Below are 20,064 nucleotides of genomic sequence, written 5' to 3'. Positions count from 1 at the left end.
TGTCCTATTCCTTCATGTTCATGTCGGACATCGCGGACTGCTGCACGTGCAGCATCTTGCCGGTGCTCTTGTCCATGACCATGCCGTCATTGTACTTGGCAACGATGGCATCGAAGAGACCCGCATCGACATGCGAGAAGTACTCAACCGGGTTGGCCTCGCTCGGCGCGGCCAGCTTCGGATAGCTTGCGCTGTCCAGCTGCTCGGAAGAAGCCTTCACCTTCTCGACCCACGCGCTGTACTGGTCCGCCGGCATTGCCAGCGCACGGAAGCGCATGTCGGAGAAGCCCTTGCCGCTGAAGTTGGAGGACTCACCCTGGAAGTCACCCGCTTCGTTGGCGATCAGGTGCAGCTGGGTCTGCATCCCGGCCATGGCATAGATCATCGTGCCGAGCTGCGGGATGAAGAACGAGTTCATCACGGAGTCAGAGGTGATCCGGAAATCGACCGGCGTATTCACCGGCATGGCCATCTGGTTGACGGTTGCGATCCCTTCATCCGGATAGATAAAGAGCCACTTCCAGTCCAGTGCCACAACATCGACATGAATTGGCTTGACGTTGGCTTCAGCCTCGAGCGGCTTGTACGGGTCAAGCGAATGACATGTCTGATAGGTCAGTACCGCCAGGAACAGAATGATCAGGCTGGGGATCGCCCAGATGACCACTTCGATCTTGTTGGAATGCGACCATTTCGGCAGGTATTCCGCCGAAGTGTTGGACTGACGGTACTGCCATGCGAACAGCAGCGTCAGGATACATACCGGTATGACAACCAGCAGCATCGCGTAGGTCGAGGTCAGGATCAGGCTTTTTTCCTGAGCACCGACAACGCCCTTGGGATCAAGTGTATCCCAGGTACAGCCTGCTAACAGCGCTGCTGAAGATAGGCTCATCAGCTTTGTTAATCTCGGCAAGATTTTTTTCTTCATCTCACGCCTCGTTGGTTTCGACATCACCCTGTTTTGCTCACATCCTCGCTTCATCCACGGGCTTAGACAACAGCGGCCACGTTATACGCATGGCGGGAAAAAAGCATTCTGCTTTCCCGGCATCCAGCGACATCGCGCCTGAGTCGACTTCCGAAAATGACAATCGCCTCTTTCGGTTTGCATCCGTCATGAGTTAGTTGCCGACCGGCTGGCCATGACCTTGATCAATACGGCCTGCCAGACCTTACGTAAATATTACTCTCAGGGCAGATCGGACCATGAATCGCGATGCCGTCCTGTGTGCTGAAGCGCATGTCCTGTGCCGCATACCCTTTCATATAGTTTTTCTATTCAAGGGTTATCCGACCTGAACGGCCTCATAGGCAAGCCTTCACATAATATTTCAATAGATTTCATTGCTTAAAATTTATCTTACAAAATCCTTGTTTTACAGCGGTTTAATCAGGTGTCATTAACCTCACACTCTCGTCATCATATAATTTCCATATATGAATAAGACTTATCTTTTTTAACAGAAATGGCTTTCCAACCCTCCATCAACGCAAAAAGGGCCGCCACGGTGGTGGCAGCCCTTCTCATGCGTGCAAACAGGACTGATGCAGTCCTTAAAAGCAGGAATCCTGCCGGTCAGTCATTGTTGCTGTTGCGCACGCCCATGAACTGCAGCAGGAACTGGAACAGGTTGATGAAGTTCAGATAAAGGTTCAGCGCATCATAGACGGACCGCTTCGCCGCCATGTCCGGCCCCTCATAGGCCGCAACCTGCTGATAGGTGGCCTTGATGTTCTGGGTATCGAACATGGTCAGCCCCACGAACAGAAGCACCCCTGCGGCGCTGTAGACAAAATACAGGGCCGGGCTGTGCAGGAACATGTTCACCACGCCCGCGATGATCAGGCCGAACAGCCCCATCATGAAGAACGAGCCAAAGCGGCTGAGATCGGTACGAGTCGTGTAGCCCCAGATGGACATGGTGCAGAAGGTCGCGGCGGTGATGAAGAAGACGCGCGTGACCGAAACCCCCGTGAACACCATGAAGATGTTGGACAGGCTCGCCCCCATCACGCCACAGAACAGCCAGAACAGGGTCTGCACCGCCTGGGTGGACAGCCGGTTGACCCCGAACGACATGACCAGGACGAAACCGAGCGGCGCGATCATGGCCAGCATGCCAAGCCCGGTCGGCTTGATCGTGCCCAGGGCGGGCACATACTGGAAGAACAGCGTCTGCAGTTGGGTGTTGGCGATCAGGTAGGCGACGAGTCCGGTCAGGACCAGCCCGGATGCCATCCAGTTATAGACTCGCAGCATATAGGCGCGCAGGCCCATATCGACGGAGCCCATGGCACTATCAGCGGTGGGGCGGATGAAACTCCGCGAATCAGGGCCAAAAGCCATTTGTTGTTTCCTTCCTCCACGTCCGTAACTGACGTGCGTCTGCCAGCATGTGGGCACATGCTAGACGCGGTTCAAGAACATCAGCGTGACGAATACATTACAATGCGGCAACACGCTCCGCATTTCACGGCACTATATATACTGTACGAGACATGCGGCATGTGCCGTTTTTCCTTTCTGCCGAAAAGGTGCCGGATGCGTCTGTTCATTGGCCTTGAACTCCCCCTTCCGCTCACACGCGCCCTCGCGGGCCTGCGGGGCAACCTGCCGGACGTGACGTGGTCTCCACCGGAGTCCTACCACCTCACGCTGCATTATCTGGGCGTGGTGACGCACGGCCACCTGCTCGAGGACATCCACCACGCACTCAACGCCATCACCGCAACACCCCCCACCCTCAGCCTGACCGCGCCGGGCCTGTTTGAGCCCGCAACCCACCACGGGCCGGATACGCTATGGGTCGGCTGCGCGCCCGATGCCGCCCTGATGCACCTGCAAAAGCGCATCCGTGCCACCATGAACCGGCTCCTGCCTGCTGCGACCCGCGCCGCGCGGCGCTTCGTGCCGCATGTGACGATGGGCCATATGCAGCACCCCGACCCGCTCCGGCGGCAGGCCTGGCTGGCTGCCATGCCCCCCATGACAGATGGCGAGCCCATGGGTCATTTCACGCTTTTCCAGTCCCTGCGCCATAGGGATGAACCCGTTTACGAAGCCCTGGAGCATTATCCGCTACGGGGCTGATTCTCTGCCGGAATCCGTTACGCCTGCGGCGTGAAGCAGGTGTGCGTTTCACCAAAAATTTATGCCATTAATGAATAATAAAAATATATTTCTCATCATTTATTGTGAAGCACCTGTCGCGCGGCGCCCGGCGCATCTTCTCATTCTTGCTGCAATATCAACATATTTTTAAAAAATATCCATTTGGGGCAGCTATCCGTTTCATTGCTTATCAGACAACATATTCACGTCTTCGTGAGCATGAACACTAAAATGTCAGGAGACGGGCGTGCTAGCCTCGGTATGTTCGGATGAAACGGACTACCTGCTTTATCTCCCTGCCCGAAGCCGGTTTCCTGTCTGGTCGGAAAACGAGCGCAGCCCGCGCTTTTTGCCGGTTACATTCAGAAAGCCTGCCCGGACAGAAAGTTGCAGCGGCGGCGTCCTGAATTCGAAACCGTTAGTTTTCTGAGGACATCACATATGATTTCTGCCGTTTTCGGAAAAAGACGTTCTCTGAGCAGAACGCTTACAGCCGGAACGATATGTGCGGCTCTCATCTCGGGCTATGCCACCATGGCATCCGCAGATGACGGGCAGGGCGCCACGGGGGAAGCGATCATCCATGCGGATGACCATCCCGGCGACTGGATGACCTATGGCCGCACCTATTCTGAACAGCGCTACAGCCCGCTGGATCAGATCAACCGTTCCAATGTTGGTAACCTGAAGCTGGCCTGGTATCTCGACCTTGATACCAACCGTGGCCAGGAAGGCACGCCGCTGGTTGTCAATGGCATCATGTATGCCACGACCAACTGGAGCATGATGAAGGCCGTTGATGGCGCCACCGGCAAGCTGCTGTGGTCGTATGACCCGCGCGTGCCCGGCAACATCGCCGACAAGGGCTGCTGTGACACGGTCAACCGTGGCGCCGCCTACTGGAATGGCAAGGTCTATTTCGGCACGTTCGACGGCCGCCTGATCGCGCTTGACGCCAAGACCGGCAAGCTGGTCTGGAGCGTGAACACCATCCCGCCCGAGGCGGAACTGGGCAAGCAGCGTTCCTACACGGTTGATGGCGCGCCGCGCATCGCCAAGGGCCGCGTGATCATCGGTAACGGTGGCTCCGAGTTCGGCGCGCGTGGCTTCGTCTCCGCGTTCGATGCCGAGACCGGCAAGCTGGACTGGCGCTTCTTCACGGTTCCGAACCCCAAGAACGAGCCGGACCATGCTGCCTCCGACAGCGTGCTGATGAACAAGGCCTACCAGACCTGGAGCCCGACCGGCGCCTGGACCCGCCAGGGTGGCGGCGGCACGGTGTGGGATTCCATCGTGTATGATCCCGTGTCCGACCTGGTCTACCTGGGCGTGGGCAACGGTTCGCCGTGGAACTACAAGTACCGCTCGGAAGGCAAGGGCGACAACCTGTTCCTGGGCAGCATCGTGGCGCTGAAGCCGGAAACGGGCGAATACGTCTGGCATTTCCAGGAAACGCCGATGGACCAGTGGGACTTCACCTCGGTCCAGCAGATCATGACGGTTGACCTGCCGATCAACGGTGAGACCCGTCACGTCATCGTTCATGCCCCCAAGAACGGCTTCTTCTACATCATCGATGCGAAGACCGGCGAGTTCATCTCGGGCAAGAACTATGTCTATGTGAACTGGGCCAGTGGCCTGGATCCCAAGACCGGCCGCCCGATCTACAACCCCGATGCGCTCTACACGCTTACGGGCAAGGACTGGTACGGCATTCCGGGTGACCTTGGTGGCCATAACTTCGCGGCCATGGCGTACAGCCCCAAGACCGGGCTGGTCTACATTCCCGCGCAGCAGGTTCCGTTCCTGTACACCAACCAGGTCGGTGGCTTCACGCCGCACCCCGACAGCTGGAACCTTGGCCTGGACATGAACAAGGTCGGTATCCCCGACTCCCCCGAAGCCAAGCAGGCCTTCGTGAAGGACCTGAAGGGCTGGATCGTGGCCTGGGATCCGAAGACGCAGGCTGAAGCCTGGCGCGTGGACCACAAGGGCCCGTGGAACGGCGGCATCCTGGCAACGGGCGGCGACCTGCTCTTCCAGGGCCTGGCGAATGGCGAATTCCATGCCTATGACGCCACGAACGGTTCCGACCTGTTCCACTTCGCGGCGGATAGCGGCATCATCGCTCCCCCCGTGTCCTACCTTGGCAGCGACAAGAAGCAGTATGTCGCGGTTGAAGTGGGCTGGGGCGGCATCTATCCGTTCTTCCTCGGTGGCCTTGCCCGCACCAGCGGCTGGACCGTCAACCACTCGCGCATCATTGCCTTCTCGCTTGATGGCAAGTCGGGCCCGCTGCCCAAGCAGAATGACCAGGGCTTCCTGCCCGTCAAGCCGCCGGCAGAGTTCGACAGCAAGCGCACCGATAACGGCTACTTCCAGTTCCAGACCTATTGCGCCGCCTGCCATGGCGACAATGCCGAAGGTGCTGGTGTGCTGCCTGACCTGCGCTGGTCCGGGTCCATCCGTCACGAGGATGCGTTCTACAATGTTGTCGGCCGCGGCGCCCTTACCGCCTACGGTATGGATCGCTTCGACAGCAGCATGAACCCCACCGAGATCGAGGATATCCGCCAGTTCCTGATCAAGCGTGCGAACGAGACCTATCAGAGGGAAGTTGATGCCCGGAAGAACGCTGCCGGTATTCCCGAGCAGCAGCCATAATCTCCCGGTTTTGACAATTTTTCGCATCAACGCGACGCATGATGGTGAACATAATGATCAACAGGCTTAAGGTGACATTCAGCGCGGCAGCGTTTAGTCTGCTGGCAGGGACGGCATTGGCACAGACGCCAGATGCCGACCCCGCGCTGGTCCAGAAAGGGGCGTATGTCGCACGACTGGGTGACTGCGTAGCATGTCACACCGCCCTCCATGGGCAGTCGTATGCAGGCGGGCTTGAAATCAAGAGCCCGATCGGCACGATCTATTCCACAAACATTACACCGGACCCCACCTACGGTATCGGTCGCTACACCTTCGCCGAATTCGACGAAGCGGTGCGCCACGGTATCCGCAAGGATGGTTCCACGCTGTATCCGGCCATGCCGTATCCTTCCTTCTCGCGCATGACGAAGGAAGACATGCAGGCGCTGTATGCATACTTCATGCATGGGGTGAAGCCGGTCGCACAGCCTGACAAGCAGCCGGACATTTCCTGGCCGATGTCGATGCGCTGGCCGCTGGGTATCTGGCGCATGATGTTCTCGCCCTCGCCCAAGGACTTCACCCCCGCCCCCGGCACCGATGCCGACGTGGCCCGTGGTGACTACCTGGTCACGGGTCCGGGCCATTGCGGCGCGTGCCATACGCCGCGCGGCTTTGCCATGCAGGAAAAGGCGCTCGATGCCTCGGGTGGGCCTGACTTCCTGGCCGGTGGCGCGCCGATCGACAACTGGGTCGCTCCCAGCCTGCGTAACGACCCGGTCGTGGGTCTGGGTCGCTGGTCGGAAGATGACATCTACACCTTCCTCAAGTCCGGCCGCATCGACCACTCCGCCGTGTTCGGTGGCATGGGCGACGTGGTGGCATGGAGCACCCAGTACTTCACCGATGACGACCTGCACGCCATCGCGAAGTACCTGAAGAGCCTGCCGCCGGTGCCCCCCTCACAGGGCAACTACACATACGATCCGTCCACCGCGACGGCCCTGAACGCCGGCAACACCGCCAGCATGCCGGGTGCTGATACGTATGTGAAGGAATGCGCCATCTGTCACCGTAACGACGGTGGTGGCGTGGCCCGCATGTTCCCGCCGCTGGCTGGCAACCCGGTCGTGCTGACCGAGAACCCGACCTCGCTGGTGAACGTGATCGCGCATGGTGGCGTGCTGCCGCCGAGCAACTGGGCACCTTCCGCGGTGGCCATGCCGGGTTACAGCAACTCGCTGTCCGCCCAGCAGATCGCCGATGTGGTCAACTTCATCCGCACCAGCTGGGGCAACAAGGCGCCGGGCACCGTTACGGCAGCTGACGTGACCAAGCTGCGTGACACCGGGGCTCCGGTTTCCAGCTCCGGCTGGAACAGCATGAGCAGCGGCTGGTCGGTCTTCCTGCCGCAGCCTTACGGCTCGGGCTGGACGTTTGCACCGCAGACGCACACCGGTCAGGACGCCGCGCAGTAATACGCGGCAGGGGTGGTCCTTCCTGTCGGGCCACCCTTACCCTGATACGCATTACGGAAAACCGCCATGGGCTCATGTCCATGGCGGTTTTCTTATGTACGGCAATGCCGCACACTGCCTGTCTTCACCTTGAGGGAGAGCGCACATGCAGCGCATTGTTGTCCTGACCGGGGCGGGCATCAGCCAGGAATCGGGTCTCCAGACCTTTCGCGGGCCGGATGGGTTGTGGAACCATGAACGGATCGAGGATATCTGCACGCCGCAGGGCTTTGCGCGTGACCCGCTGCGGGTGGACCGGTTCTATAACGGCCTGCGCGCCCAACTCCCGACAGTGCACCCCAATGCTGCGCACAGGGCGCTCGCCACCCTCGAGCAGGCCGGACGTGAGGGTCAATGGCCGGGACACCTCACCATCATCACGCAGAATATCGATGACCTGCATGAACGCGCGGGAAGCCGGAACGTGATTCACATGCATGGCGAGCTGCTGCGCCTGCGCTGCACCCACTGCCATGCCACCCCTGCCTGGAAAACCGACTGCTACCCCGACACGCCCTGCCCCGATTGCGGCGCGACGACGCTGCGGCCCGATATCGTCTGGTTTGGGGAAATGCCCTATCATATGGAGGCCATCGCCCGGCAGCTTGAGGCGTGTGACCTGTTCGTGGCCATTGGCACCTCTGGCGTGGTCTACCCGGCGGCGGGGTTTGTGGACAGCGTGAGCGATCATGCCGATACGATGCTGTTCAACCTTGAGGCTCCGGCGGGCCGCAGCGCCTTTGACCAGACCATTCTCGGCCCTGCCACCCGCACGGTGCCGGCATGGACACGCGACATGCTGAAAGCGTAAGGCACCCCATGGCCGAAACCCTTGAAGACCTGCTGCACGCCATCCGCGCCTGCCAGACCTGTGCCGCGCACCTGCCGCTTGGGCCGCGCCCGGTGCTGCATGTCTCGCGCACGGCGCGGCTGCTCATTGCCAGCCAGGCGCCGGGCACGCGCGTGCATGAAACCGGACAGTCCTTCAATGATGCCTCGGGCGACCGGCTGCGGGGCTGGATGGGGGTGGATCGCGCCACGTTCTATGATTCCAGCCGCATCGCGCTGGTGCCGATGGGCCTGTGCTATCCCGGCCGCCTGCCCAAAGGCGGTGACTGCCCGCCCCGGCCGGAATGCGCGCCGCAATGGCGCGCGCGCATCATGGCGCAGATGCCCGCCCTTGAACTGACGCTGGTGGTGGGCAGCTACGCGCAGCTCCATATTCTGGGCAAGGGCAAGGTCAGCGCGCGCTGCCTCGACTTCCGCCACTACCTGCCGCGCTACTTTCCCCTGCCCCACCCGTCATGGCGCACGGGGGCATGGGAGCGGCGCACGCCGCAATTCGGCACGGATGTGCTGCCTGCGTTACGCGCCTGCGTGCGGGCCGTGCTTGATGGACGGCCCGTGCCAGACATCGCGCCGCTGGCGTGAACGGCTCGCCTGTCAGCCTGCCATGGTGATGACGGCATGCGCGGTCGAGAGCACCACCCCCTGCACGCCCGTAATCAGGATCTGCACGCCAATCGAGAGCAGGATCAGCGCGGCGAGCCGCGAGACGATGCGCGTGCCGGTCGTGCCCAGCAGGTAGAGCAGTTGCTCGGCATAGGCATAGGCTGCCCAGACAATCCCCGCCACCAGCACCGCCGCGATCGACAGCACGCCGTAAAAGACGATGTGATTCCCCGCAGGCGGCCCTTCCGAGCCAAGGGCAATGGCCACCGCAATCGTGCCGGGGCCGACGGTAAAGGGCATGGTCAGCGGAAAGAACGCCTGCCCCATCAGGTTGGCTGCCTGCGTGCTGCCGCTGGCCTGGGCCTGCTTGCGGGCTTCCTCCGTCTCGGGGGCCTGCAGCAGCGACCACGCCCGCACCGCCACCACCAGCCCGCCTGCAATGCGCAGGGCATCAATGGTGATGCCAAAGAACGACAGAACAAGCCCCCCGATCCAGATCGAGGCCAGCATGAGCATGGCGGAATAGAAGGCCACCTGCCCGGCCAGCGCCACGCAGGTGCGGCGGTCATGCCCCGCCGTAACCTGGGCAAAGATCAGCGCCGCCCCCAGCGGATTGACAATGGAGAACAGCGCCGGAAACGCCATGAGGAACGCACCGGACAGGCTGGGCAGCCCCACCACGGTGGAAAAATGCATGAGCAGTCCCGCATGGGCGGTCATGAGCGGCTTCCTTCAGGCCACGAGGCAGGGGCACTTAGCATCCGGCCTGCCCCAATGGCGCAAAGGCCTTTTCCATGAGCGTGCGGATCATGGTCAGGTCATCCGCGCCCGCGCACAGAAAACACGGATGCAGCGGCGCGCCTTCCTCCGTCAGGGGCCATGGCGTCAGGCCCAGTTCGTTATAGACCGCAAGCAGGCTGGTGCCGACATGCCAGAAGGCAGGCTGGCAGCCTTCCTGCACCGCAAGGTCACGCAGCCACCATATGGCCGATGTGCAGTCATCCGCATGGCCCGCCGGGTCGCCCAGCCCGACCAGATACGGCCCCAGCCGCACGAAGGGCAGCAGCGCCTGCCGCCGCGCCCCCGGTATCAGCCCCGAAGGCGCGGGCGTGACCTGCCCCACGCCATCAAGCGCGTGGTCGAGCGCGCGATACTGGGCCTGGCCCTGCTTGTTCCACGGCAGCACGTGAATGCGCCCCGGCCGCACCAGCCGCACGATCATGACCAGCCCCAGCATGACCGCGAGCCCCAGCGTCCATTGCGCAATGCCCGGACGGGTGGCGAAGAGCATGATCTCCCACCAGCTTCCCCCTGCCGAATCATGCGGGCCTGCCAGCACCAGCACCACCACCGAACTGATCAGCAGCACGAGGGAGAGAATGGTCTGCGATGAAAGCGGCTCGCTCATGATGCGCGCATGGCGGTAATAGGAGCCACGGAAGGGTGCGATCAGCAGGCACACCAGCATGAGCAGGCCCGGCACCGCCATGGGCGAGTCGCGCAGCAGCGTCAGCGCGCAGGCGACCGACAGCAGCCCGATCGTGGCCTTCCACGCCAGCGTCACGCGCTGCGAAAGCCCGATGCCCAGCCCGATCAGCGCCACACCGATCAGCGAGAGCAGATAATCCCCCACCATGGCGAAGAGCGGTTGCAGGCGGCCCGCATTCAGCCAGTTTTCGGGGTCGAGCAGGGTCAGCGCCAGCAGCAGCCCCCCGCACAGCGAGACAGCACCAGTCGCCACCGCCACCGAGAAATCGGCCTCGCTTTCCCGGATCACCTGGCTCGGCCTGCCCGGCCGCGGCCCGCGCAGCGGGCTGCCAGCCCTTGCCTTGCGCGCAAGGGCCGCATCACCACGCAGGAAGAGTTCATGCGCCGCGAACATGATGCCCGCTACGAACAGCGGCACGATATAGTAGAACAGGCGGAAGATCAGGATGGCGGTGACAATGCGCGTGGCGGGCACGTAGGCGCCCAGCGCCAGCATCATCGTGCCGTCAAATACGCCCAGCCCCCCCGGCACGCTGGCCACCAGCCCCGCGGTGTAGGAGGCAATGTAGATGGCGAGGAACGTGCCGTAATCCAGCCCCGGCGCCACGGGCAGGAAGGTGTAGGCGATGGCCGCCGTGGCCGCGACCTCGAGGGCCGCGACAAGGGTCTGCATCACCGCCATGCCGGCGGATGGAAAGGTGACCTGCCAGCGCCAGACCCTGATCTCGTTCACGTAGCGCCCGGCAATGACATAGCCGATCACCCCCGCCCACAGGACACAGCCTATCAGCCGCATCACGGGCGAAGGCAGCGCATGGCCGATAAAGGGCACCGTGCCCGGCTCGAGCACCAGCACGCTGCCGATCAGCACCGCCGCACCCAGCAGGTAGGTGGCGGAACAGAACGCAATGATCTGCGCGACCTCAAAGGGCTTCAGCCCCCAGTTGCCGTACAGCCTGAAGCGCACCGCAGCACCCGAAATGGCGGAGAACCCAAGGTTATGCGACAGCACATAGGAACAGAACGCGGCAAACGCCGTGCGCCGGAAGGCAAGCTTGCAGCCCACCTGCCGCACGGCCAGCCAGTCATAGAAGGACAGCACCAGATAGGACAGCAGCGTAAACCCTGCCCCCGCCCACAGCGTGGTGGACGGAATGGTGAGCAGCGCGTGGCTGATGTCCTGCCAGTGCAGGGTGCGCACCTCGCGCTGCACCACGATCACAGCCCCCACCAGCAACAGCAGCCCGAGCACATGCGGCAGGTGGCGCAGCAGCGCGTTGCGGCGGCGCGCGGGAGTCAGGGCGGCTCCGGTGGACCCATCATCATCCGGATGGGCAGGCGTTGCGTCTTGGGTCGGACGTTCAGCCATGGGCAGGCCCTTAGGCCGCTGTTCCCTCGGCGCGGGTCAGGGCGGCCTCGATCAGGGCCACGGTTTCCGCCACGCCATAAAGGGCGACAAAAATGCCAAAGCGCGGGCCTTCCTTCTGGCCCAGCAGCACTTCATACAGGCAGCCGAACCACGCGCGCAGCGGCTCGAAGCCATGGGTCTTGCCAATCTCGAACACAAGGTTCTGGCAGGCATCGGGGCTGACATCGCCACCTTCCATGCCGCGCAGGGCCTGGGCCAGGTCAGCCAGCGCCTTGCGCTCATGTGCGTCAGGCGCACGGTACTGCTTGGTGGGGCGCACGAAATCGGCGTAGTAGACGATGGCATATTCCACCAGCCGCGCCAGCATGGGGCAGCTTTCGGGCGTGGCATTAGCGTCATAGCGCTGGATGAACTTCCACAGCACATCCGGCGTCTCGGCATTGGCGACCGAGGCAAGGTTGAGCAACATGCCAAACGTGACCGGGCTGCCCGCATCAGCCGGGATCGCACCCTTGTGGATGAACCAGGCCGGGTTGGTCAGCAGCGCGGGGTCGGCAGGCTCCATGGCGCGGGCCTTGCCCACATGGGCCAGGTATTCATCCGTCGCCTTGGGAATGACATCAAAGAACAGCCGCTTGGCGCGCTGCGGCGCGTTGAACATGTACTGGCCAAGGCTTTCGGGCGGGGCATAGCGCAGCCATTCCTCAACCGAGATGCCGTTACCCTTCGACTTGGAAATCTTCTGCCCGTTCTGGTCCAGGAACAGCTCGTAGGTCAGCCCCGCGGGCGGCTGGCCGCCAAGGATGCGGCAGATCTTGCCAGACAGGCGCACGCTGTCGATCAGGTCCTTGCCCGACATTTCGTAGTCAACGCCCAGCGCATACCAGCGCATGGCCCAGTCGGCCTTCCACTGCATCTTGGCGTGGCCGCCGGTTACCGGCGTCTCGAAGGTTTCACCTTCTTCATCGGTCCAGCGCACGGTGCCTGCCACAGGGTCGATGGCGTCCATCTTCACCTGCATCACCTGCCCCGTGCGCGGGTGGATGGGCAGCACGGGAGAATAGGTGGCGCGGCGTTCCTCGCCCAGCGTGGGGGCAATCACGGCCACGATCTGGTCATGCACCTCCAGCACCCGCTTCAGCGCCGCGTCAAAACGCCCGCCTTCATAATACTGCGTGGAAGACGCGAATTCGTAATCAAACCCGAAGCCATCAAGAAACGAGCGCAGGCGGGCATTGTTGTGGGCGGCAAAGGATTCATGCGTGCCAAACGGATCGGGCACGCGCGAGAGCGGCTTGCCGATATACTGGCGCAGCATCTCCTGGTTGGGCACGTTCTCAGGCACCTTGCGCAGGGCGTCCATATCATCGGAGAAGGCCAGCAGCCGCGTGGGCAGGCCGGTCAGCTTCGTAAACGCCTGCCTAACCCATGACGTGCGCGCCACCTCGCCAAACGTGCCGATATGCGGCAGGCCCGACGGGCCATAGCCGGTTTCCAGCAGTACGGGTTTATCGGCCGTCACCGCGCGCGCGCCAACATGCGCGGACAGTTTGGCGGCCTCCTCGAACGGCCAGGACTTGGGAAGGGGCGAGATAAGGGCAGGATGCTGTTCTGACATGGACCGGCAAGCTATGGACAGGAAGGGCACGGGTCAATCCATCCTATTCCACACCCTGGGGTACAGCAATAAGAATGGCATGACACACGGCGGGCGACATCTGCCCGCGCGTACCCTATATCATTGACGACCATGCCAGACACCCCGCCCCTGCCGGACAGCGCCCCGGCGATCCTTCCCCGGCACGGCGCCTGGTCGGTGCTCACACCGGATGGGGAAATCCTGTCCATGCAGGCCGCCGACATCCGCCGTGAACTGCCGCACTGGCCCGCGCCCATGGTCATCCACGCGCCAGCCATCGCGCGCAGGCTCGACCTGCCACCGCCCCCGCGCCCCTGCCCGTGGCTGGACCTGCTGGAACTCTTCGCCTTCACCCTGCCCGCCCATGCGGCCCCGCCCACCGCGCGCGGGCTGGGCATGGCGCTCGGGCTTGCGGCGGACAGGCTCGACGCCCCCGAGGCCGACCTGCTGCCCGACCTTGCCTTCGAGATGCTCGGCCGCATCGCCCGCCTGCGCAACACGCCCGAGGGCGGCATCCGCGCGGCCCTGGCGTGGCGCATGCGCAAGGCCGGGTGGGCGTGGGGACCATCGGTCTGCGCCGCACTGGGGCTGAAGGATGACGGGAAGCTGCCCGCAGGCATGATCCAGCCCAACGAGGCGCTCAAGGTCTGGACCCGCCTGCCCAAATGGGAGGAAACCGCCCCACGCCCCGCCCCCGCAGCCCATCCGGTGAGCGGGGAGGAAGCGCAGGCGCATCTGCGCGAGATCATTGGCGAAGGGGCCGAGCACCGCCCGGCGCAGGAGGCATTCAGCCACGTTGCCGCCCGCGCCTTCACCCCGCGCGCCACACAGGGCGACCCGCACATGGTGCTGGCCGAGGCCGGCACCGGCACCGGCAAGACGCTGGGCTACGTGGCGCCGGCCAATATCTGGGCGCGGCGCAACGGGGGGGCGGTATGGATCAGCACCTATACCCGCCACCTGCAACGCCAGATCGAATCCGAACTGGCGCGGCTCTACCCTGACCCGGCGGTGCGCCGCAGCCATGTGGTGGTGCGCAAGGGGCGCGAGAACTACCTGTGCCTGCTCAACATGGAGGAGAGCGTGAACATCGCGCTCTCACGCGGGCAGGCGGGCGATGGCAGCCTCATCGGGCTGGCGCTGGTGGCGCTGTGGGCGGCGCATACGCTCGATGGCGACCTGTTTGGCGGCGACCTGCCCGGCTGGTTTGCCGACCTGTTCGGGCGCGGGCTGCTGACCGGCATTGCCGACCGCCGGGGCGAGTGCATCCATGGCGCCTGCCCGCATTACCAGCAATGCATGGTGGAGCACTCCATCCGCCGCGCCCGCACGGCGGACCTCGTGATCGCCAACCACGCGCTCGTCATGTCGCAGGCGGCATGGCACGCGCTTGATGGCACCGGGGCAAGCAACGAGGACAACACCCCCACCCGCTACATCATGGATGAGGGCCACCATATTGCCGATGCGGCGGACAGCGCCTTCGCCCTTGAACTCTCGGGGCTGGAGGCGGCCGAACTGCGGCGCTGGCTGCTCGGTGCCGAAGGCGCGCGGTCACGCGCGCGCGGCCTGCGGCGCAGGCTTGAAGACCTGCTGGCCAACATTCCCCGCATCGAAACCCCGCTCGATACCGCGCTGATGGCCGCCCGCGCCCTGCCAGCACCGGGCTGGTCGGCCCGCCTCGCCGCCCTTGACCCGGTACACCGGGCCGCGCGCGTGCCCGCCGAGGGCGAGGAACCGGTGCTCTCCAACCCCTCCGAGGCGCTACTGCATGAACTGCGCCAGCAGGTGCTCGCCCGCACGCAGGGCAGCCCCGAGGGTGGCGCGCGCCGCAGCGACAGTGAATGCGACCTTTACCCCATGCCCGAATCGCTGCATGCGGCGGCACAGGCGCTGGAACGTGCGCTCAGGCGGCTGGCCGAGCCATTGCGCACGCTGGTCGCCCGCCTTGATGAAGCACTGGAAACCGAGGCCGACTGGCTCGACACCCCCATGCGCGAGCGCATTGCCGCCGCCATCCGCTCCATCCGCCGCAGGGCACTGGCGCGGGTGGATGGCTGGTGCGCCATGCTGGGCAGCATGCAGGCAAACGAACCGCCCACGGGGGGCGAAACGCCGCAATATATCGATTACATCCGCATGGACCGGCGCGAGGGGCAAAACCCCGGCGAGCGCGACGTGGGGCTGTACCGCCACTGGCTGGACCCCACCATTCCGTTTGCCAGCGTGCTGGCGGCCCCCGCGCATGGCGTGCTGGTCACCTCCGCCACGCTGCGCGACGAAAGCGGCGAGGACAACACCACTGACAGCGCCGAGCGCGCATGGGACGCTGCCGAGGCACGCTCAGGCGCGATCCACCTGCCCTCGCCCGCCATACGCGCCTCGTTTCCCAGCCCGTTTGATTACGCGCGCCAGAGCCGGGCCTTCATCATCACCGATGTGGCGCATGACGACCCGGCCGCCCTTGCCGGGGCCTACCGCACGCTGTTCATGGCATCGGGCGGGGGGGCACTGGGGCTGTTTACCGCCATATCGCGCCTGCGCGAGGTGTACCGCCGCATCGTGACCCCGCTGGAGGAAGCGGGCCTGCCGCTGTTTGCCCAGCATGTGGACCCGATGGATAACGCAACGCTGGTCGATATCATGCGCAGCGAGCGCAATGCCTGCCTGCTGGGCACGGATGCGATGCGCGATGGGGTGGATGTGCCAGGCGAGGCCCTGCGTCTTGTCGCCTTCGAGCGCGTGCCGTGGCCACGACCCGATATTTTGCACCGCGAGCGGCGCATTCACCTGTCTGGTGGCGCGCCGGGGCGCTTTGATGACAGGATTGCCCGCCTGCGCCTGCGCCAGGCCTTTGGCCGCCTGATCCGCAGCAGGGCGGACAGGGGTGTGTTCGTCCTGCTGGACCGGCGCACCCCGTCACGCCTGCTTTCCGCCTTCCCCGAAGGGGTGGCCGTGCGCCGCCTCGGGCTGAGTGCGGCGGCGCGGGAGATCACGGCCTTCCTGCAGGCGCAGGATATATCCGCGGACCAGCTTTCCTGATCGTGTCTCCCTGCCCTTCCCGCGCTGTGCGGGACAGACGCCTCAGAGCGCCTTGAGGTTGGTCGCGGCAGCCTTGCCACGCTCCATGGCGATGTCGTAGCTGACCGCCTGGTCCTCGTTCAGGCCACGCAGGCCCGCAGCCTGCACCGCCGTGATGTGCACAAACACGTCCTTGCCGCCATCATCAGGCATGATGAAGCCAAAACCCTTGGTTGCGTTGAACCATTTTACTTTTCCGGTAGCCATAGCCAGTCTCTTCTCCAGCGCCATCCTTGCCGGTCCTAATACCGGCAATCCGGGCGCGTGTGCCTTTACCGCCATGAAAAAACGGGGCATCCGGAAAACACCCTGCCACTTCCACGCCGTTCGTGCACCCATAGGGGCAGCATGAAATGGGCACCCGTGTCAAATGATCCCGACATGATCGCACGCGCCGGGCATGAAAAAAGGGGAAAAAGGCCAATGGCCCTTCCCCCCTTTTTTATTCTGGCATCCGGCCCCGTGCTGCAGCTTGGGGCCGGGGTGCGCAGGCGCCGGATCAGAAATCCATGCCGCCCATGCCACCCATGCCGCCCATGCCACCTTCCGGTGCCGCGGGCTTCTTCTCGGGGCGCTCGGCCACCATCGCCTCGGTGGTGATCAGCAGGCCCGCGACCGAGGCCGCATCCTGCAGCGCCGTGCGCACGACCTTCATCGGGTCGATGATGCCAGCTTCGACGAGGTCCTTGTAGTCGCCCATCTGGGCATCGAAACCGAAGGTGTAGGTTTCGTTTTCCAGCACCTTGCCAGCGATGACCGCACCGTCTTCGCCCGCGTTGTGGGCGATCTGGCGCAGCGGCGCCTGCAGGGCCTTGCGGATGATGTCCGCACCGACGCGCTGGTCATCGTTATGGAAGTGCAGGCCACCAAGCTTGGTGGATGCGCGTGCCAGCGCCGTGCCACCACCGGGAACGATGCCTTCTTCAACAGCCGCACGGGTTGCGTGCAGGGCGTCGTCCACGCGGTCCTTGCGCTCCTTCACCTCGATCTCGGTGGAACCACCCACGCGGATCACGGCCACGCCGCCTGCCAGCTTGGCCAGGCGTTCCTGCAGCTTCTCGCGGTCGTAGTCGGAGGTGGTTTCCTCGATCTGCGCACGGATCTGGCTGCAACGGCCCTTGATGGCCTCGCCTGCGCCCGCACCCTCGACAATGGTGGTGTTTTCCTTGTCGATGTGCACCTTCTTGGCGGTGCCCAGCATGTCCAGCGTCACGCTCTCGAGCTTGATGCCGAGGTCTTCGCTGATGACCTGGCCACCGGTCAGGATCGCGATGTCTTCCAGCATGGCCTTGCGGCGGTCACCAAAGCCCGGCGCCTTGACGGCGGCGATCTTCAGGCCACCACGCAGCTTGTTGACCACCAGGGTCGCCAGCGCTTCGCCATCAACGTCTTCAGCGATGATCAGCAGCGGACGGCCGGACTGCACAACCGCTTCAAGCAGCGGCAGGATGGGCTGGAGCGAGGAGAGCTTCTTCTCGTGGATCAGGATGTAGGGGCTGTCCAGATCGACGGTCATCTTCTCCGCGTTCGTCACGAAATACGGGGAGATGTAGCCACGGTCGAACTGCATGCCCTCGACCACGTCGAGCTCGGTGTGCAGGCCCTTGGCCTCTTCCACCGTGATCACGCCCTCGGAGCCGACCTTCTGCATCGCCTTGGAGATCATCTCGCCGATTTCATGCTCGCCATTGGCGGAAATCGTGCCGACCTGTGCGGTCTCGGCAGGCGTGGTGATCTTCTTGGCGTTCTTCTTCAGCTCTTCAACGACAACGCCAACCGCCTTGTCGATGCCGCGCTTGAGGTCCATCGGGTTCATGCCCGCGGCAACGGCCTTGGCGCCTTCGCGCACGATGGCCTGTGCCAGCACGGTTGCCGTGGTGGTGCCGTCGCCTGCGATGTCGTTGGTCTTGGAGGCGACCTCACGGACCATCTGCGCGCCCATGTTCTCGAACTTGTCGGCCAGTTCGATTTCCTTGGCGACGGAGACACCGTCCTTCGTGATGCGCGGTGCGCCGAAGCTCTTGTCGAGCACGACGTTGCGGCCCTTGGGGCCCAGTGTCACCTTGACTGCATCGGCCAGAATGTCCACGCCACGCAGCATGCGCTGGCGGGCTTCACCGCCGAACTTTACGTCCTTGGCTGCCATTTTCTTCTTCTCCGGTATGGAAAGGTTTTTAAAGGGTTACTCGGTGCGAAAAGCGCGGGTGGGTCAGGCGACCACGCCCATGATGTCGCTTTCCTTCATGATCAGCAGTTCTTCACCGTTGATCGTCACTTCCGTGCCCGACCACTTGCCGAACAGGACGCGGTCGCCCGCCTTCACGTCGAGAGCCACAACCTGGCCCTGCTCGTTACGGGCACCCGGCCCCACCGAGATCACCTCGCCTTCCATCGGCTTTTCCTTGGCGGTCTCAGGGATGATGATACCACCTGCTGTCTTTTCCTCGCTCTTAAGGCGACGGACGACCACACGGTCATGCAGGGGACGAAATTTCGTCATGGATCGCTCCAAATCTTCTAAAAGGTAACGCCCTTGAATCAAGCAACGCCACCGGTTGGCGCGCGCGCCAGGCCGCATCGCGTTAGCACTCCCCTCGTGAGAGTGCTAAACACCAGATAGGTAGCCCCCCTACAGGTGTCAAGAATGGCGCACAGCGAGACGGCGCAGAATTCGCGCACAAAAGGGCCGCACGGGGCCATGTCATATTTTATGTTTTAATATCAATGGATTAATGACGTGCTCCGCGCCCCATCAAAAGCGGCGCAACAGCCCTCCCTACAATGCATGACACGCCGCCATGCCGATTCCTTCACGCCGCCCGGCAGTGCGCGCCTGCATCAGAAAGAATTCTCATAAAGTCGCCCATCACGCGGGTTTCATATTGACGTCGGGGCAGGCGGCATCATTCTTTGCCAGACACTGAAGCAAAGAATGGAGCGAAAACCATGGGCGCAGTCATAAGCGTTACCGCGGCGGACGGGCATGCATTTTCCGCCTATCGCGCCGGTCGGCCCGATGCGGCGCGTGCCGTGGTGGTGGTGCAGGAAATATTTGGCGTAACCCCCTATATCCGCGCGGTATGCGACGCCTTTGCCGCCCAGGGCTATCAGGCCATTGCCCCGGCCCTGTTCGACCGCGCACGGCGCGATGCCATCCTGCCCTATGATAACGCAGGCATGCACGAAGGACTGAAACTGCGCGCTGAAGTAGGGCAGGAGAACGCGCTGCGTGACCTCGTGGCCGCAGCCGATGTGCTGACAACCGAGAAGAAGGGCATCGTGGGCTTCTGCTGGGGCGGCAAGCTGGCGTGGGAGGCCGCGTGCCACACCAGGGCGTTCGCGGCAGCGGTGGCATGGTATGGCGGCGGCATTGCCGAGACCCGGGGCCAGGTGCCCAACTGCCCCGTGCAACTGCATTTTGGCGCAGAGGATGCCCATATCCCGGCTCACGACGTCAACGCCATCCGCGCCGCGCATGAGGAAATCGAGATCTTTACCTATGAGGGCGCAGACCACGGCTTTGGCTGCCCCGATCGCCCATCCTACAACGAGGCCGCCGCGACCTTGGCCATGCAGCGCACGCTGAGCTTTTTCGAGCACTGGCTGTAAAAGCCTGAGTGATAAAAGTTTTTGGTGAAGCTTTTTTCAGGGTCTGTTTGGAATTGATTTTTCACAAGGTCCCTGATGTGCTTTAAACTGCATATGGATCGCTTGATATTGACGGATGCCCAATGGGCGAAAATGGAACCGCTGTGCC

The 20,064-nt window shown here is 63.2% G+C and carries 15 protein-coding genes; 7 read left to right on the top strand and 8 right to left on the bottom strand.

Annotation, left to right across the window (positions count from 1 at the left end):
- Positions 1 to 4: 4 nt before the first annotated feature.
- Positions 5 to 931, bottom strand: a complete 927-nt coding sequence (gene cyoA, locus HNW77_RS13190; RefSeq protein WP_172158197.1) for a ubiquinol oxidase subunit II — start codon at positions 929 to 931, stop codon at positions 5 to 7.
- A 648-nt stretch (positions 932 to 1,579) separates the two neighbouring features.
- Entirely contained in the window at positions 1,580 to 2,350 is a 771-nt protein-coding gene (locus HNW77_RS13185) for a Bax inhibitor-1/YccA family protein (RefSeq protein WP_172158196.1), read from the bottom strand.
- A gap of 195 nt (positions 2,351 to 2,545) precedes the next feature.
- Here HNW77_RS13185 and thpR point away from each other — a divergent pair, with 195 nt between their 5' ends.
- The 5 genes from thpR (at position 2,546) to HNW77_RS13160 (ending at position 8,709) form a co-directional block, all read left to right on the top strand.
- Positions 2,546 to 3,094 carry an RNA 2',3'-cyclic phosphodiesterase gene (gene thpR, locus HNW77_RS13180; protein ID WP_172158194.1) on the top strand — a complete coding sequence of 183 codons (549 nt, stop codon included), beginning with the start codon at positions 2,546 to 2,548 and terminating at the stop codon, positions 3,092 to 3,094.
- Between the two features lie 462 nt (positions 3,095 to 3,556).
- Positions 3,557 to 5,779 (top strand): PQQ-dependent dehydrogenase, methanol/ethanol family, encoded by a 2,223-nt coding sequence (locus HNW77_RS13175; protein WP_172158193.1) that lies wholly within the window; start codon positions 3,557 to 3,559, stop codon positions 5,777 to 5,779.
- A 53-nt stretch (positions 5,780 to 5,832) separates the two neighbouring features.
- Positions 5,833 to 7,239 carry a c-type cytochrome gene (locus tag HNW77_RS13170; RefSeq protein ID WP_408886844.1) on the top strand — a complete coding sequence of 469 codons (1,407 nt, stop codon included), beginning with the start codon at positions 5,833 to 5,835 and terminating at the stop codon, positions 7,237 to 7,239.
- Between the two features lie 145 nt (positions 7,240 to 7,384).
- Positions 7,385 to 8,089, top strand: coding sequence for an NAD-dependent deacylase (locus tag HNW77_RS13165; RefSeq protein WP_172158189.1), 705 nt, complete (start codon positions 7,385 to 7,387; stop codon positions 8,087 to 8,089).
- An 8-nt stretch (positions 8,090 to 8,097) separates the two neighbouring features.
- Positions 8,098 to 8,709, top strand: a complete 612-nt coding sequence (locus HNW77_RS13160; protein WP_172158188.1) for a uracil-DNA glycosylase family protein — start codon at positions 8,098 to 8,100, stop codon at positions 8,707 to 8,709.
- A gap of 12 nt (positions 8,710 to 8,721) precedes the next feature.
- On the opposite strand, the gene HNW77_RS13155 is transcribed toward HNW77_RS13160, so the two are convergent.
- From HNW77_RS13155 to HNW77_RS13145, 3 genes are read right to left on the bottom strand one after another with little or no spacing between them, the layout of a single operon-like run.
- Positions 8,722 to 9,450: a MarC family protein gene (locus HNW77_RS13155; protein WP_172158186.1), complete on the bottom strand. Its 729-nt coding sequence runs from the start codon at positions 9,448 to 9,450 to the stop codon at positions 8,722 to 8,724.
- Positions 9,451 to 9,484: 34 nt separating this feature from the next.
- On the bottom strand, positions 9,485 to 11,587 hold the full coding sequence (locus HNW77_RS13150) for a lysylphosphatidylglycerol synthase domain-containing protein (protein ID WP_172158184.1): 2,103 nt from the start codon (positions 11,585 to 11,587) through the stop codon (positions 9,485 to 9,487).
- A 10-nt stretch (positions 11,588 to 11,597) separates the two neighbouring features.
- Complete coding sequence (locus tag HNW77_RS13145) at positions 11,598 to 13,205, bottom strand: lysine--tRNA ligase (RefSeq protein WP_172158183.1); 1,608 nt, start codon at positions 13,203 to 13,205, stop codon at positions 11,598 to 11,600.
- Positions 13,206 to 13,337: 132 nt separating this feature from the next.
- Between HNW77_RS13145 and HNW77_RS13140 the strand changes: the two genes are divergently transcribed.
- A complete protein-coding gene (locus HNW77_RS13140) occupies positions 13,338 to 16,268 on the top strand; it encodes an ATP-dependent DNA helicase (protein WP_172158181.1) in 2,931 nt (976 codons plus the stop codon).
- A 42-nt stretch (positions 16,269 to 16,310) separates the two neighbouring features.
- On the opposite strand, the gene HNW77_RS13135 is transcribed toward HNW77_RS13140, so the two are convergent.
- From HNW77_RS13135 to HNW77_RS13125, 3 genes are all read right to left on the bottom strand, one after another.
- The gene (locus HNW77_RS13135) at positions 16,311 to 16,514 is read right to left on the bottom strand and encodes a cold-shock protein (protein WP_010507660.1); all 204 of its coding nucleotides are present in this window, start codon (positions 16,512 to 16,514) and stop codon (positions 16,311 to 16,313) included.
- A gap of 292 nt (positions 16,515 to 16,806) precedes the next feature.
- Entirely contained in the window at positions 16,807 to 18,453 is a 1,647-nt protein-coding gene (groL, locus tag HNW77_RS13130) for a chaperonin GroEL (RefSeq protein WP_172158179.1), read from the bottom strand.
- 63 nt (positions 18,454 to 18,516) lie between these two features.
- Positions 18,517 to 18,807: a co-chaperone GroES gene (locus HNW77_RS13125; protein WP_172158177.1), complete on the bottom strand. Its 291-nt coding sequence runs from the start codon at positions 18,805 to 18,807 to the stop codon at positions 18,517 to 18,519.
- A 446-nt stretch (positions 18,808 to 19,253) separates the two neighbouring features.
- Here HNW77_RS13125 and HNW77_RS13120 point away from each other — a divergent pair, with 446 nt between their 5' ends.
- Positions 19,254 to 19,916, top strand: coding sequence for a dienelactone hydrolase family protein (locus HNW77_RS13120; protein ID WP_172158176.1), 663 nt, complete (start codon positions 19,254 to 19,256; stop codon positions 19,914 to 19,916).
- Positions 19,917 to 20,064 lie beyond the last annotated feature (148 nt).

Origin of the sequence: Komagataeibacter melomenusus (assembly GCF_013155395.1) — a bacterium.
In the GTDB taxonomy this organism is placed as follows: Bacteria; Pseudomonadota; Alphaproteobacteria; order Acetobacterales; family Acetobacteraceae; genus Komagataeibacter; species Komagataeibacter melomenusus.
This window is presented reverse-complemented; position numbering and strand designations above follow the sequence as displayed.